General features: G+C 51.7%; 13 protein-coding genes and 1 other annotated feature. Of the genes, 8 read left to right on the forward strand and 5 right to left on the reverse strand.

Features of this window, described 5'->3' with window-relative positions; translation table 11 throughout:
• Window positions 1-18: 18 nt before the first annotated feature.
• The 3 genes from PJDR2_RS06690 to PJDR2_RS06700 form a co-directional block, all read right to left on the reverse strand.
• Window positions 19-1,017 (reverse strand): ROK family transcriptional regulator, encoded by a 999-nt coding sequence (locus PJDR2_RS06690; RefSeq protein WP_015842903.1) that lies wholly within the window; start codon window positions 1,015-1,017, stop codon window positions 19-21.
• 495 nt (window positions 1,018-1,512) lie between these two features.
• A complete protein-coding gene (locus PJDR2_RS06695; RefSeq protein WP_015842904.1) occupies window positions 1,513-2,091 on the reverse strand; it encodes a tRNA (mnm(5)s(2)U34)-methyltransferase in 579 nt (192 codons plus the stop codon).
• A 1-nt stretch (window position 2,092) separates the two neighbouring features.
• Entirely contained in the window at window positions 2,093-3,058 is a 966-nt protein-coding gene (locus PJDR2_RS06700) for a TIGR01212 family radical SAM protein (RefSeq protein WP_015842905.1), read from the reverse strand.
• A 299-nt stretch (window positions 3,059-3,357) separates the two neighbouring features.
• On the opposite strand from PJDR2_RS06700, the gene PJDR2_RS06705 reads away from it, so the two are divergent.
• Window positions 3,358-3,564, forward strand: coding sequence for a hypothetical protein (locus PJDR2_RS06705; RefSeq protein WP_015842906.1), 207 nt, complete (start codon window positions 3,358-3,360; stop codon window positions 3,562-3,564).
• A gap of 155 nt (window positions 3,565-3,719) precedes the next feature.
• On the forward strand, window positions 3,720-4,484 hold the full coding sequence (gene trmB / locus PJDR2_RS06710) for a tRNA (guanosine(46)-N7)-methyltransferase TrmB (protein WP_015842907.1): 765 nt from the start codon (window positions 3,720-3,722) through the stop codon (window positions 4,482-4,484).
• Between the two features lie 41 nt (window positions 4,485-4,525).
• Here the strand turns inward: trmB and PJDR2_RS06715 are convergent, their stop codons facing one another.
• The gene (locus tag PJDR2_RS06715; protein WP_015842908.1) at window positions 4,526-5,089 is read right to left on the reverse strand and encodes a phosphatase PAP2 family protein; all 564 of its coding nucleotides are present in this window, start codon (window positions 5,087-5,089) and stop codon (window positions 4,526-4,528) included.
• A gap of 375 nt (window positions 5,090-5,464) precedes the next feature.
• Between PJDR2_RS06715 and PJDR2_RS06720 the strand changes: the two genes are divergently transcribed.
• From PJDR2_RS06720 to rplT, 5 genes are all read left to right on the forward strand, one after another.
• Entirely contained in the window at window positions 5,465-6,643 is a 1,179-nt protein-coding gene (locus tag PJDR2_RS06720; protein ID WP_015842909.1) for a glycosyltransferase family 4 protein, read from the forward strand.
• Window positions 6,644-6,992: 349 nt separating this feature from the next.
• Complete coding sequence (locus PJDR2_RS06725; protein ID WP_015842910.1) at window positions 6,993-8,231, forward strand: glycosyltransferase family 2 protein; 1,239 nt, start codon at window positions 6,993-6,995, stop codon at window positions 8,229-8,231.
• 78 nt (window positions 8,232-8,309) lie between these two features.
• Window positions 8,310-8,470 (forward strand) — a sequence feature (ribosomal protein L20 leader region).
• A 16-nt stretch (window positions 8,471-8,486) separates the two neighbouring features.
• Entirely contained in the window at window positions 8,487-9,026 is a 540-nt protein-coding gene (gene infC, locus PJDR2_RS06730; protein WP_190276209.1) for a translation initiation factor IF-3, read from the forward strand.
• A gap of 20 nt (window positions 9,027-9,046) precedes the next feature.
• Entirely contained in the window at window positions 9,047-9,247 is a 201-nt protein-coding gene (rpmI, locus tag PJDR2_RS06735; protein ID WP_015842912.1) for a 50S ribosomal protein L35, read from the forward strand.
• Window positions 9,248-9,301: 54 nt separating this feature from the next.
• The gene (gene rplT, locus PJDR2_RS06740) at window positions 9,302-9,661 is read left to right on the forward strand and encodes a 50S ribosomal protein L20 (RefSeq protein ID WP_015842913.1); all 360 of its coding nucleotides are present in this window, start codon (window positions 9,302-9,304) and stop codon (window positions 9,659-9,661) included.
• 68 nt (window positions 9,662-9,729) lie between these two features.
• Here the strand turns inward: rplT and PJDR2_RS06745 are convergent, their stop codons facing one another.
• Window positions 9,730-10,596, reverse strand: coding sequence for an AraC family transcriptional regulator (locus tag PJDR2_RS06745; RefSeq protein WP_015842914.1), 867 nt, complete (start codon window positions 10,594-10,596; stop codon window positions 9,730-9,732).
• A 162-nt stretch (window positions 10,597-10,758) separates the two neighbouring features.
• On the opposite strand from PJDR2_RS06745, the gene PJDR2_RS06750 reads away from it, so the two are divergent.
• Window positions 10,759-13,077 carry a glycoside hydrolase family 95 protein gene (locus tag PJDR2_RS06750; RefSeq protein ID WP_265525105.1) on the forward strand — a complete coding sequence of 773 codons (2,319 nt, stop codon included), beginning with the start codon at window positions 10,759-10,761 and terminating at the stop codon, window positions 13,075-13,077.
• The last annotated feature ends 80 nt before the right edge of the window (window positions 13,078-13,157 follow it).

Here is a 13,157-nt window from a genome sequence, read left to right on the forward strand (position 1 = left end):
TTCACCTGTTTCTTTTATTCAAATGGAGATCATCAGATTCAGCCCAAGGCTTTGCAGGCCGTCCAGATAATCTTTCTTCATATCGCTCGCTTTCAGAAGCGGGAGATGCTCCTTCGGAATATAATCGGCGCTTCGCTCCAAGATCCGTCCCAGAATGGCGTCATTCACCTCGGCGTTATTAAAAACAATCGTGTGCGGATTGATAATCGCCGTAAACGAAGCGATAAGCCTGCTGATGGCATCGAGCCTGCTGGCTCCGTCTTTTTTTTGTATCGCTTGTTGGAAGTTAAGCTCATTGTACTGGGGCACAAAGGAGACCTCTCCGGAGAAGAAGGTGCTTCCTCTTACGACATCCCCGTTGATCATAATGCCCGCGCCTGGGCCAAATTGTCCGAAGTACAAATAGACGAGGGACGGATTATTCTCGCGGCTTCCTGTTTTGTAATAGCCCAGCACGGCGGCATTCATGTCGTTCTCCACCACGACGGGCAGGGAGAATTGCTCCTCCAGGTATTGCTTCAGGTTTATATTTTGGAAGTTGGAGTAATCCGGGATGTGAATGACCCGGCCGTTATTGACCGCACCCGGTACCCCGATTGCTATGGATTTGATGGTTGGATGACTAAGCAGAAGCTGCTCAATATACAAGGTCAGGCTAGGGAGATCATTCATTAATGCGCTTGACGTCGTACCCTGCTCCTTCGTTTCTCCCGCACAGTTAAAGATCGTATAGCTGATCTCCGACTTTTCGAAAAAGATAGCCAGCCCCAGCATAAACTCCGGGTTATAGGCGTAACGTTGAGCCCTTCTTCCGCCGCTTGAATCGTCCAGCCCTACGGCCAGCAGCTCGCCGGCCTCTTCCATTTGGGTCAGAAACTTGCTGATTGTCGGAAAGCTAAGGCCAAGCTTTTGGCTAAGCTCCGCTTTGGTCGCGCTTCCCAGCATCAGCAGGGCGGAGCGCAGGCCGTATAGGATTACATTTTTCATCTCTTTAGGTGTTGCCGGAAAATCGCTCACGGTTATTTACAGCTCCTCTGTAGAGACTTATTAAACATCTTTAATAAGTTGGTTTGATCGTATCAAAAATGATTCCGGAGAGCAAGAGGGTAGGCGTGAGAAAATGTTTTACGCAGGCAGATCAGCTTCGTGGGGAGTGGGGGAATAGGAGGTAAAGAGGAATAGCTGGGCTTAACGATGCTGCGTATCGTTAAGGCTGGAAGAGTAGCTAGGTTGAGCGTGCTTAAGAATGCGCGGTATCGTTAAGCGGTGTAAAGATAGCTGAAAAGTGGCGGGAATAAGCATATTTACTGAGCTTAAAGATGCGGCACATCGCAAAGGATTTGGAAGTAGCAGTTTGCGAGCGCTTAACGATGCGGGACATCGTTTAAGGTAGGGCTGGGCGGAGGGAGAGTGGAGCAGTGCAATGCCTGTGGACATAAAAAGCGCGCCCGAAAGGTCAGTTCGACCTTTCGGGCGCGCTTTCCTGAAGCTGCCGGGCAAGCCTCAGGCAGCTTATCTCTTCTCCACCGCGATCAAATACGGCGCGGTGTCTCTTTGCGGCTGGCGGTACAGCACAGCCGCATACAAAGCCCCGGGCAGCTTCGCTGCCCAGTCGGCGACAATCGCCGCCTCCTCCGCGCCGCCCGGGTGCCCCGGATACAGCGCGACAGTGACAATGCCGCCGCGGCGCAGCAGCGCCAGCGCCGCGTCCAGGGCGGCGATGGTCGTCGTCGGTACCGTTATGACCGACTCGTCGCCGCCCGGCAAATAGCCGAGATTAAACATCACGGCTGCAACGTTTCCTTCGGCGGAGGGCCCAACGGCCTCCGCCATTAATGCATGATTGCGCAGGTGAAGCCGCACCTGCGGCAGCTTGCCGCGCTCCTCCAGCGGTCGGAGCCGCTCGAGCGTCCGGTCCAGCGCGTCCTGCTGGATGTCGAACGCGTGCACCGTGCCGCGCGCTCCAACCAGCTCGGCGAGCTTCAGCGTGTCGACGCCTCCGCCTGCGGTGGCGTCAATGACAATGTCGCCCGGCTGCACGCGTTCGGCCAGCCATTGATGCGCCATGCTGAGAATAGACAAGAATCCCATTTTACAACGCCCCCCATAGCTTGCCTTGCCATGTATTGCGGCGTTTCAGCTCCGCGTCGATGGCATTCAGCACAACCCATTTTTGCATGCTCCACATCGGCCCGATCAGGAGCTCCTTCGGCGCATCGCCGGTAAGGCGGTGGATGATCATCTCCGGCGGCAGGAACTCAAGCGTGTCGACGATCAGCTTGACGTATTCGTCCAGCTCAAGGAAGCGCAGCAGCCCGGCTTCGTATTGCTTGACCATCGGCGTCTTTCGCATGAGGTGGAGCAGGTGGATTTTGATGCCCTGCACGTCCATCTCGGCAACCGCGCGGCCCGTCTCCAGCATCATTGCGTGCGACTCCTGCGGCAGACCGTAAATAACATGCGTGCATACGCGGATGCCTCGTTCGCGCAGACGGCGTACCGCATCGAGGTAACAGGCCGTATCATGGGCGCGGTTGATGAGCTCCGAGGTTGATTCATGGATCGTCTGCAAGCCCATCTCCACCCACAAGTAGGTCCGTTCGTTCAGCTCGGCCAAATAATCGACGACATCGTCAGGCAGGCAGTCCGGCCGCGTTGCGATTGATAACCCCACCACACCCGGCTGCTGCAAAATCACCTCGTAATACTCCCGAAGTTCCTCCACCGGTGCGTACGTATTCGTATAAGCCTGGAAGTAGCCGATATAATTGGCCTCCGGCCATTTTTGATGCTGGCGGTCGCGGATTTTATTGAATTGCGTAACGAGATCATCGCGCCGGCTGCCGGCAAAATCGCCGGATCCGCGGGCGCTGCAGAACGTGCAGCCGCCTTTGGCAATCGAGCCGTCCCGGTTCGGACAGGTAAAGCCGGCATCAAGCGTCACCTTGAACACTTTGCCGCCAAGCTGCTCGCGCATCTCGTAGTTCCATGTATGAAATCGCTTGTCGCCCCACAGCATCGGCTGCCCGGGCGTCAAGGATGTTGAATTTGCTTTCATGCGGTTCTCCTTTATACGGATAAGAATGGCATTCTCCATTTTATCGGAAAGAAGGGGGAAATGCCATGCCGGATTACGGGGGTTTTCCAGGGTCTTGAAGAGACATTTCGAACCGCGGGACAAGCTGGAAATTATTTTTAAAACGGGACCGAAATAGGCTTGCTATACCTTACATGATCTGTTATATTAAAAGTGCGACAAATCAATGAAAAAACCTTACATGCTTAATTCGTAATGATCGTCATAAAACGTCGATAAATTGGAAAAACTGTAGTAAAAAAATCGATGAGGTGATCCCAATGAGCCAACAAACAAGAATTCCGCATGGTGATGAGAAAGTAACGGTTGAATTAACAGTCAAAGAATTGATGGCGCTTACAGGAGTTCGGTTCCACAACAACCATCATATCGAAATATCCGCACGCAAGAAGCTGAACGAGATTATTGAGAATACGTACCGCGACATTCAATCCGAGGGTCCGATTGATTACCAAATGCTCGTTTAATGGTTATGCCAATATCCATACAAACCTAAAGCCTTGACGATTAAAGAATCGTTAAAGGCTTTTTCTTTTGCCATCGTCCCAACTGGCATCTTTACAAGGCGACCGAACTTGGGCACAATAAGGACTAGCTTAATTTGTAGGAGGACCTGTACAAGATGCGTTTAAGAGGAAGAAAAGGAATCCGCGAGTCGCTGGAAGCGCAGCCGGAATTAGTCGTATTGGATGCGAAGCCGCTCAAGGGGAAGTGGCGCGAGTTTTTTGGCAACGATAAGCCGATCCATGTAGAGCTTGGCATGGGAAAAGGCCGTTTTATCAGCAATATGAGCTTCCGTAACCCGGACAATAACTATATCGGCGTTGATATGTACGACGAGCTGATCCGCCGCGCAAGCGATAAGGCGCGCAACATCTGGGAGGAAAGCGGAGTGGAAGAGCCGCCGAATCTGGGTCTGCTCCGCGCGAATATCGAGCATATCGAAGAAATGTTCGAGCCGGGCGAGATCCAGCGGATTTACCTGAATTTCAGCGATCCATGGCCAAAAAGCAAGCATGCCCGCCGCCGGTTGACCCATCCGCGCTTCCTGCGCAAGTATGCCCAGCTGCTCGACGAACGCGGCGAGATCCATTTCAAGACCGATTCGGAATCTCTGTTCGAGTTCTCTCTTAACAGCTTTGCGGAGGTGGAATTCCAGCTTCGAAATATCTCGCTGAATCTTCATAAGAACGGTCCGCGCGAGGATCTGGTGTTCACCGAATACGAGATGAAGTTTATGGAGAAGGGCCAGCCGATCTACCGCCTGGAAGCGGTAATCGGCAAAACCGTGCTGCGCGAATACCGCGAAAGCAAGCTGGAGAACTCGCGCCGCGAAGAAGCGGAAGCCGAGATTGCCGGTGACGACGAAGACGATTCGGCAGAATAATAAAAAGGCTGTTCCCGCCGGGAACAGCCTTTTTTTGCAGTCTAGAACAAAGTAAGAGTCCAACCGTATTGGACGGTTATTGCCGTCAGCGTGCCGACAAGCGCGCCGGCCGCCACGTCGGACGGGTAATGAAGGCCAAGATACATGCGGGACCACGCAACCGACAGAGCGAGTACGGCCGCAACGGGCAGGATAATCGGGAACCATACTCCGCCTGCTCCGATAATCGGAACGACATAGGCGAAGATAGCGGTTGTATGTCCGGAAGGGAAGGAGGAGTCTACCAGCGGGTTTTTCCCCGTGTTTACTCCGTTTAACGCCTGATAAGGGCGAAGCCTCTTTAGTTTCCGTTTCACGACATAGACCGGTAGATGACTGATAAATACGGCAGTAAAGCATTGCCAGCCTGTCGTGCTCCAGGGATTAGGTGCAAACATGGCAACGAGGAAAGAGCTGATGAGTGTAAAGGACGCTCCTCCAACATGCGTCACCGTGCTCAAATATAACCCAAGCAACCGGTGAAGCCTGCTTTGTGATCGGCGCTGATTCGCCCATAGGATCATTTGCAATTCCCGGGTTCGTAACCACCCTATCATTCTTCTCATCCGTTTCCTCCTAAAAGAATTGCGAAGCAATTCTGCTTCGTAAGCGTAGGCTTAAGAATTGCGAAGCAATTCTGCTTCGTAAGCGTAGGCTTAAGAATTGCGAAGCAATTCTGCGATTCCCACACATTATAATCGATATTTGTCTATTATGGTTCAATAAATAAGCTTGTACAAGTTTTAAGTTTATACGAAGAAGCCGAATTTCAAAAGATTAACCAATCTTTAAAATAAGGTTGATTATCCGCTAACAGACCTCCTGTAGAATGGAGCCGATCAAGGTTTCATTCCGAAGCTTATGCTTTCGAGGCATGAATCACCACAACGGCTGAACCTTTGCCTTTTGTAGGTGGTAATTCATTATAGGAGGCGTTCTTCATGAGAGTTGCGCTTTTTACCGACACGTTTGAACCTGATGTGAATGGTGTAGCCCGCACGCTTGGCCGCTGGACCGATTATTTGAAGCGGCAGGGTGCGGAAGTGCTTGTTCTGGCTCCGGATCCGGCTACAGGCAAGCAAAGCGGCAAACAATCCACTTCAGTTGAGCGCTTCGCCAGCCTGCCTTTCTTCCTATATCCCGAGTGCCGCCTGGCACTTCCCAATCCCATTCATATCCGCAGGGCGTTAAAAGAATTTGATCCAACGATTATCCACGTTGCTACTCCGTTTAACCTTGGACTTTGCGGCATTCATTATGCCCGCAAGCTCCGGATTCCTCTTGTTGCGTCCTATCATACCCATTTTGATCAATATTTGCCGTTTTACAATTTGCAATGGATGGCAAAGCTGTTATGGAGATATATGGAATGGTTTCACCATGACTGCCGCTCCATCTACGTCCCTTCCCGTTCCACTTACGAGGATTTGAAGGAGAAGGGATGGGATGACGGCCGGCTTGAAGTATGGAGCCGCGGCATTGATACGGAAGCCTTTCATCCGTCTGTCAACCGGGAGGAGTGGCTTCTCCGGCACGGAATCGACAACGATCGATTTGTCGTTCTGTACGTGGGAAGATTAGCTCCCGAAAAAAATGTCGATATCGCTATAGATGCTTTTGCGGAATTTCGGCAAAATATAAGCGAGGAAGCGGTTTTTGTCATCGCGGGCGACGGACCTTCGTCCGATGCGCTGAAGGAACGGTGCCGCCGCGAAGGAATCGACGTCCGTTTTATCGGATTCACGGCCATGCCGGATTTGCAAAAATGGTATGCTTCCTCCGATCTGTTCCTGTTCCCTTCGGCAACGGAAACATTTGGCAATGTGGTGCTGGAGGCAATGTCCTGCGGAACGCCCGTCATCTGCGCCGATAAGGGAGGCGTAACGGATTCCGTTCAGCATGGCGTAACAGGCTTGCTGTGCAATCCGGAGGATCCCCGTTCGTTTACGAATGCGATGGGGCTCTTGTACAGCAATCCGGAGCTGCGCTCCGCGATTGCCGAGCAAGGACGCATTTACAGTCAGAAGCAGTCCTGGGACGCTATTTTCGACAAACTGGCCGCCAGCTTTGAACGGTATTCGATTCCAGTGCAGCCACATATTCGTCACAAAGCGAAGTGACGGACCGGGAACATTGTATCAACTCTTTACGTATGTATTGGACGTAAGGGCTAAAAAATTAGGAAATGGATGAAAATAAGGGCGTTAGGGCGCAAAAGGAGGTAAGGGAACCATCTGACTGCCATGCAAGCGTTTTACTGGCTGGATAACGGATAATGGCGGGAATTAGAGCTTTTGACAAAGATAATCAATCTGTGGAAAATCAAAATGTCCAGCGATTCGTTTACACAAACACAAAAAAACGGACCGGACACAAGAGAGAATTATGATAAAGAGCCTGTCGGCGCCTGATAGCAGGGTGATTAGAACGGGCAATTAAAAAGGGGTCTCAAGGGGGCAGTACCGAAAAATGTTCAACACGATTATGCTTGTATTCCAGATCGTATTTGCATTGCTGGGCTTGTACCAACTGTTTTTGACATGTTTTGGCTGGCACCGCAAAAAAGAAGATTTATCCCATCCGCCGCAAAAAACTTTCGCATTACTGGTTGCGGCGCATAACGAGGAGCAGGTTGTAGGAGCGCTTATCGAAAATCTGCTGAAGCTGAAGTATCCTCGCGAGCTGTTTGACATTTTTGTTATCTGCGACAACTGCACGGACGGCACGGTCGATATTGTGAACAGCTACGACGGCGTTTATGCCTGCGTTCGCAATAACAAGAACCAGCGGGGCAAAGGCTATGCCGTGGAATGGATGCTCAAGGAACTGTGGAAGATGCCAAAAAGCTACGACGGCGTTGCGATCTTTGATGCCGACAATCTGGTAGCGACTGATTTCCTGCAGTACATGAACAATGATTTGATTAATGGACACCGTGTTATTCAGGGTTACCTGGATACGAAAAACCCGAACGACTCGTGGATCAGCTCGGCCAACGCGATCAACTACTGGTTCTGTAACCGCCTATGGCAGCTGCCGCGCACGAATCTGGGTCTTGCCAACTTCCTCGGAGGTACGGGCATGTGCTTTGATGCCAAGCTTCTTCAGGAAATGGGCTGGGGAGCAACAAGCCTCGTAGAAGACCTTGAGTTTACGGTGCGTTGTATTCAACGGGGAATTTATCCGAAGTTTAATTTCGAAGCGAAAGTGTTCGACGAGAAGCCGATTACGTTCCAGGCATCGGCGCGTCAACGCCTGCGCTGGATGCAAGGACATTTCGACGTTACGCGCAAGTACATGCTGCCGCTTTTGTGGCAGGGCATTAAAGAACGCAGCATGACGAAAATCGATGCTTCGCTGTACGTATTTAACGCATATAACTATCTTGCCGGCTTCTTCATTGCAGCGATCATCTGGGGCGACATGCTTCTCTTTGGCGGCAACAATGTGGAATCGGTATACAACCTGCTGCCATTCTGGCTGAGCATTCCGTATATGGCTTATGTGTTTATCCAAATTCCTTTGTCGATGTATATGGCGAAGGTGCCGTGGAAGCTTTACTTGCGGATTCCGACGTTCCTGCTCTTTACCGTTTCGTGGTGGCCGATTACGGTTCATGCGTTCTTCACGCAAAACAACAAGAAATGGAGCCATACGCAGCATACGCGCGTTATCCGTCTGGAGGACGTGCAAAGCAAACAGCTGTAATAAGGCATGACATAATGGGTTGACACATAGAAATCCATTGTGTTATAGTATGTCGGTAACGTTTTTGACAAAACATATTTGCACAAGCAGAAGCACCCGCTTCTCACCTTTCGGTTATGCCGACTGGTTTGCGATAACTGACTAGCTTAACGAGTTGCTTCCCTGGGAGGCAACGAGAGCGGCCACAATGAACGGTTATAACAATGCGGGTTCGTGCGAACCCGCATTTTTTATTTTGCACCAAAACACATAAACATCCTATCTTGGAGGTGGCACGTTATTAGCAGAGAACATCAAATCAACGATGAGATCCGGGCCAGAGAAGTACGACTTGTAGGCGCGGACGGCGAGCAAATCGGTATCAAATCGATCCGTGACGCTATGCAGATGGCAATTGACCTGAGCTTGGATCTGGTGAATGTAGCACCAACGGCTAAACCGCCGGTATGCCGGATTATGGACTACGGTAAATTCCGTTACGAGCAACAGAAGAAAGAAAAAGAAGCACGCAAGAATCAAAAAATCGTCGACCTGAAGGAAGTTTGGTTCCGTGCCAACATCGACGAGCATGACTATCAAACGAAATTCCGTAATGTCGTGAAGTTCTTGGGCGAAGGCGATAAAGTTAAAGCCTCCGTACGTTTCCGCGGACGGGAAATCGCTCATGCTGCCATCGGCCAGAAAATTCTGGACCGTCTGGCGCAAGAGGTTGCCGAAATATGCAGCGTAGAACGTGCACCGAAGCTGGAAGGCCGGAGCATGATTATGATTTTGGCACCAAAAAGCAACACTTAAATAAAGGGAGGATAATCGACATGCCTAAAATGAAAACACACAGCAGTCTGAAAGACCGCTTCAAAATTACTGGTACTGGTAAAGTGAAACGCTACAAAGCGTACAGAAACCACTTGCTTTCCCACAAATCCGGTCGTCAAAAACGTGTTCTTGCTGGCCAACCACTGATGGCAGCTGGCGACGTTCGTCGTATTCAACAAGGTCTCGCTAACCTTAAATAGTAGCAATCGTTCAGATAAGCTTAATCAAATTCAACCTACGGGAGGTTTCCACTCATGGCAAGAGTTAAAGGCGGTTTTGTCCGCGCTCGTCGTCGTAAAAGAATTCTTAAACTGGCAAAAGGTTATTTCGGTTCGAAACACCGTCTGTTTAAAACAGCAAAGGAGCAAGTTGGTAAATCGCTTCTTTACGCATACCGCGACCGTCGCCAAAACAAACGTGAATTCCGCAGACTGTGGATCGTTCGTATCAACGCGGCTGCTCGTCAAAACGGTCTTTCCTACAACAAATTCATGTACGGCCTGAAACTGGCTGGCATCGAAGTAAACCGCAAAATGCTGGCTGACCTGGCTGTTAACGACATCAACTCGTTCAACTCCCTTGCTGGCGTTGCAAAAGAGAAAATCAACGCTTAGATTTAAGCGTGATATAGAGAAGAGGTTGTCCCTGAGGGGGACAACCTCTTTTTTTTGCGTTACCGAAGCTACATCCCCCGTTCGGAGGAAGGCTGCAGCCGGTAAGCACGCGGGCTGACGCCGTGATAGGCGCTGAAATGGCGGGTGAACGGATGAATCGACGCATACCCGAGCCGTTCGGCAATAGCCGTTACGGAATAATCCGTTTCAACGAGCAGCTGGGCAGCCTGCTTCATAAGAAGTCTATGACGGTATACCTGCGGCGTGAACCCCGTCTCTCGTTGAAACAAGGAATGGAAGTAGGAGCGCTTGAGGCCGCACATGGCCGCCCAATCCTCGACTTGGGAGCGTGTCTCGGGATGCTCGTTCAAATAGGCAAGCAGCTTGACGATCCGGAAATCGCTTGGCTGGCGGGTATGAACAACGTTGTACCAGCTAAGCATCCAGGCATACAGCATACTGTTCACCAGCTCCGTGCGGTAATGCTGGCTGTTGTCAAACTGCCTGGAGAGCGTAACGAAAGCATCGTAGAGCCACGGATAAGGCTGAAGCGAGAAGAAGCTCGGCAGGGAGTCCAGCTCCGGGCAATTCTCCTCGCGGGAGCTAGACTCCAGCTCGAACGGTTCCGGGGCATGGATGAATATCCGATTGTAGGAATCGGATGTTCCCTCCCACAAACCGCAATACAAATTATACGAAGATAACGGCTGTCCTTTCCGGATATGGAAGGCATGCGGCTCGCCGGGGCGCAGGAAGATCAGTGTCCCGCGTTCAATCGGATAGAGCTTTCCGTTCACTTCCATTTCCCCTGGCCCGTCAACAAACAGGTGAAACGCGTATACGCTGCTGACGCGAAGCTTTTCGTTCCAGCCCCCCACGTATAGATAACGCATGGAATCGCCGACGTAAGGCTTTAATTCATTTATAGTTTTCATTCGGTTCCCTGCTCTCGAATAAATTTATCGGATTAATCGTTAAATAATAGGACTGACGGACAAATACGCTCTATCTGATCAATGTTACAATAATGGCATGAATTGCGAAAGGGCTTTCACTTTGAGAGCGGACAATTAGCTAAACTTGAGAGGATGAGCGGGATGAAAATGATATATACCCAGCCGGCCGCTGGTTGGAAACAGGGACTTCCCTTGGGGAACGGACAGCTTGGCGCGGTGCTGCATGGCGGCATCAACAGCGAGACCTGGAATATGACGGAAATCACCTTCTGGTCAGGGAAGCCGGAGCGGTTCGGCGGCTCGCCGGACGCTAAGGAAAAGCTGAAGACGATGCGCGAGGCATTTTTCAATGGCAACTATGTGCTTGGAGATAAACTAGCCGGCGAGCAGCTGGAGCCTGTAAAAGGGAATTTCGGCACCAATCTTTCCTTGTGCGATGTTCTGATCAGCTATAACGATGAGGGCAGCCAGCTGGTGCGCGAGCTGGATCTGGAGAAGGCGGTTGCTGCGGTATCTTACCGAAGCGGTTCCGGAGCGGCAATGCGAAGGGAAACCTTTGTTTCTCATCCGGACGGGGTGCTTGTCTCCCGGATTAAAGGGGATCAGGCAGGCTCTGTGTCTCTTTCGTTGCGTATAGAGGGCAGAACAACTACGTTTGATGCCCGGCTGGATGGACCGGATAAGCTTGTTTTCCGGACGCAGGCGACGGAGAACATCCATAGCGACGGCACTTGCGGGGTATGGAGCGAAGGTGCGTTAAAAGCTGTTGTTACAGGCGGGCGTGTATTTGGAGAAGCCGGAACGGTAATAATCGAGCAAGCCGATGAGGTTGTTCTATATTTGGCTGTGGCAACCGATTACGGTCGAATGGATGATACTTGGAAGGTTGAAAGCACGGAACGGCTGGAAGCGGCGGAGGCAAAAGGTTTCGAGCGGCTGCTCAGGGATCATATCGCGGATTACCGGTCGCTCTATGGCCGCGTTGATCTTGATCTTGGAGGATCCAAGGCATTTGATTTGCTGCCTACAGACGAGCGAATCCGCAAGCTGAGAGCAGGCGAGCAGACGGATAACGGACTTATTGCGTTATTTTACCAGTACGGACGGTATTTGACGATTGCCGGTACACGGGCGGATTCCCGTCTGCCGCTTCATCTGCAGGGGTTATGGAATGACGGCGAGGCTAACGCCATGGCCTGGAGCTGCGACTACCATTTGGACGTCAATACGGAGATGAACTATTATCCGACGGAGATCAGCAACCTGGCGGAATGCCATATTCCGCTTATGAATTATATCGAGCAGCTTTCTTTTGCTGGCCGTACGGCAGCGGAAGATTTCTACGGATGTGAAGGCTGGGTGGCGCATGTATTCTCGAACGCTTGGGGATTCGCCTCTCCTGGCTGGGGACGCTCATGGGGGCTGAACGTAACAGGCGGGCTCTGGATTGCAACCCATTTGAAGGAGCATTACGAGTATAGCCGGGACCGCGGGTTTTTGACTCGTCAGGCTTACCCGGTTATGAAGGAAGCGGCGCTTTTCTTCCTGGATTATATGACTATTCATCCGAAATACGGCTGGCTGGTGACCGGCCCGTCGACCTCTCCGGAGAACAGCTTCTATCCGGGACCGGAGGAGCAAGGAGAGCAGCAGCTTTCCATGGGCTCCACGATGGATCAAATGCTGGTCCGCGATTTGTTCGGCTTTGTGCTGGAAGCGGCGGAGATGCTTGCGGTTGACGAAGAGCTGCAGCATCGGCTGAAGGACGCGATGGAGCTGCTGCCACCGCTTCAAATCGGCAAACGCGGACAGCTGCAGGAGTGGCTGGAGGATTACGAGGAAGCGCAGCCGCAGCACCGGCATTTCTCCCATATGTACGGTGTTTATCCGGGGAACCAGATTACGCCCGAGGAAACGCCCGAGCTTGGTCAGGCCATGCGGCAAACGCTGCTCGGACGGATGCTTGTCGATGAGCTGGAGGATATCGAGTTTACGGCAGCCTTGTTTGCCCTCGGCTTCTCCAGGCTTCATGACGGCAATCAGGCGGTGAAGCATGTCCGGCATTTGATCGGGGAGCTTTGCTTCGATAATCTGCTGTCCTACTCCAAGCCTGGCGTGGCTGGCGCGGAGACGAATATTTTCGTCATTGACGGCAATTTCGGCGGTACGGCTGCCATCGCGGATATGCTGCTTCAAAGCCATGCGGGCTCCATTCATCTGCTGCCAGCTGTACCGGCGGATTGGTCGAGCGGCTCGTACCGGGGGCTTCGGGCAAAGGGGAATGCGGAGACAGCGGTCAGCTGGGAGAACGGGCAATTGACGGAAGCCGTTATTACCGCTTATTCGGATCTGGAAACGTTTGTGAAATGCGGCAGCAGCCAGATTCATCTGCGGATGGAAGCGGGCAAGCGTTACCTGCTTGACGGCCAGTTGAAGCTGCTTGAGGCTGTAACGGCTTAATAGTTCTATATCAAACCGCCAAAGAGGAGGGGCCTTTGAAGGGCTTTTCTCCAAACTTTGGCGGTTTGTCGTATGGTTCG

The organism is Paenibacillus sp. JDR-2 (assembly GCF_000023585.1).
In the GTDB taxonomy this organism is placed as follows: domain Bacteria; phylum Bacillota; class Bacilli; order Paenibacillales; family Paenibacillaceae; genus Pristimantibacillus.

Coding starts and splice junctions, on each gene's coding strand:
- PJDR2_RS06695 (WP_015842904.1), bottom strand. CDS start 2,091: ATGGGATTCTTGTCTATTCTCAGCATGGCGCATCAATGGCTGGCCGAA.
- PJDR2_RS06700 (WP_015842905.1), bottom strand. CDS start 3,058: ATGAAAGCAAATTCAACATCCTTGACGCCCGGGCAGCCGATGCTGTGG.
- PJDR2_RS06705 (WP_015842906.1), top strand. CDS start 3,358: ATGAGCCAACAAACAAGAATTCCGCATGGTGATGAGAAAGTAACGGTT.
- trmB (WP_015842907.1), top strand. CDS start 3,720: ATGCGTTTAAGAGGAAGAAAAGGAATCCGCGAGTCGCTGGAAGCGCAG.
- PJDR2_RS06715 (WP_015842908.1), bottom strand. CDS start 5,089: ATGAGAAGAATGATAGGGTGGTTACGAACCCGGGAATTGCAAATGATC.
- PJDR2_RS06720 (WP_015842909.1), top strand. CDS start 5,465: ATGAGAGTTGCGCTTTTTACCGACACGTTTGAACCTGATGTGAATGGT.
- PJDR2_RS06725 (WP_015842910.1), top strand. CDS start 6,993: ATGTTCAACACGATTATGCTTGTATTCCAGATCGTATTTGCATTGCTG.
- rpmI (WP_015842912.1), top strand. CDS start 9,047: ATGCCTAAAATGAAAACACACAGCAGTCTGAAAGACCGCTTCAAAATT.
- rplT (WP_015842913.1), top strand. CDS start 9,302: ATGGCAAGAGTTAAAGGCGGTTTTGTCCGCGCTCGTCGTCGTAAAAGA.
- PJDR2_RS06745 (WP_015842914.1), bottom strand. CDS start 10,596: ATGAAAACTATAAATGAATTAAAGCCTTACGTCGGCGATTCCATGCGT.
- PJDR2_RS06750 (WP_265525105.1), top strand. CDS start 10,759: ATGAAAATGATATATACCCAGCCGGCCGCTGGTTGGAAACAGGGACTT.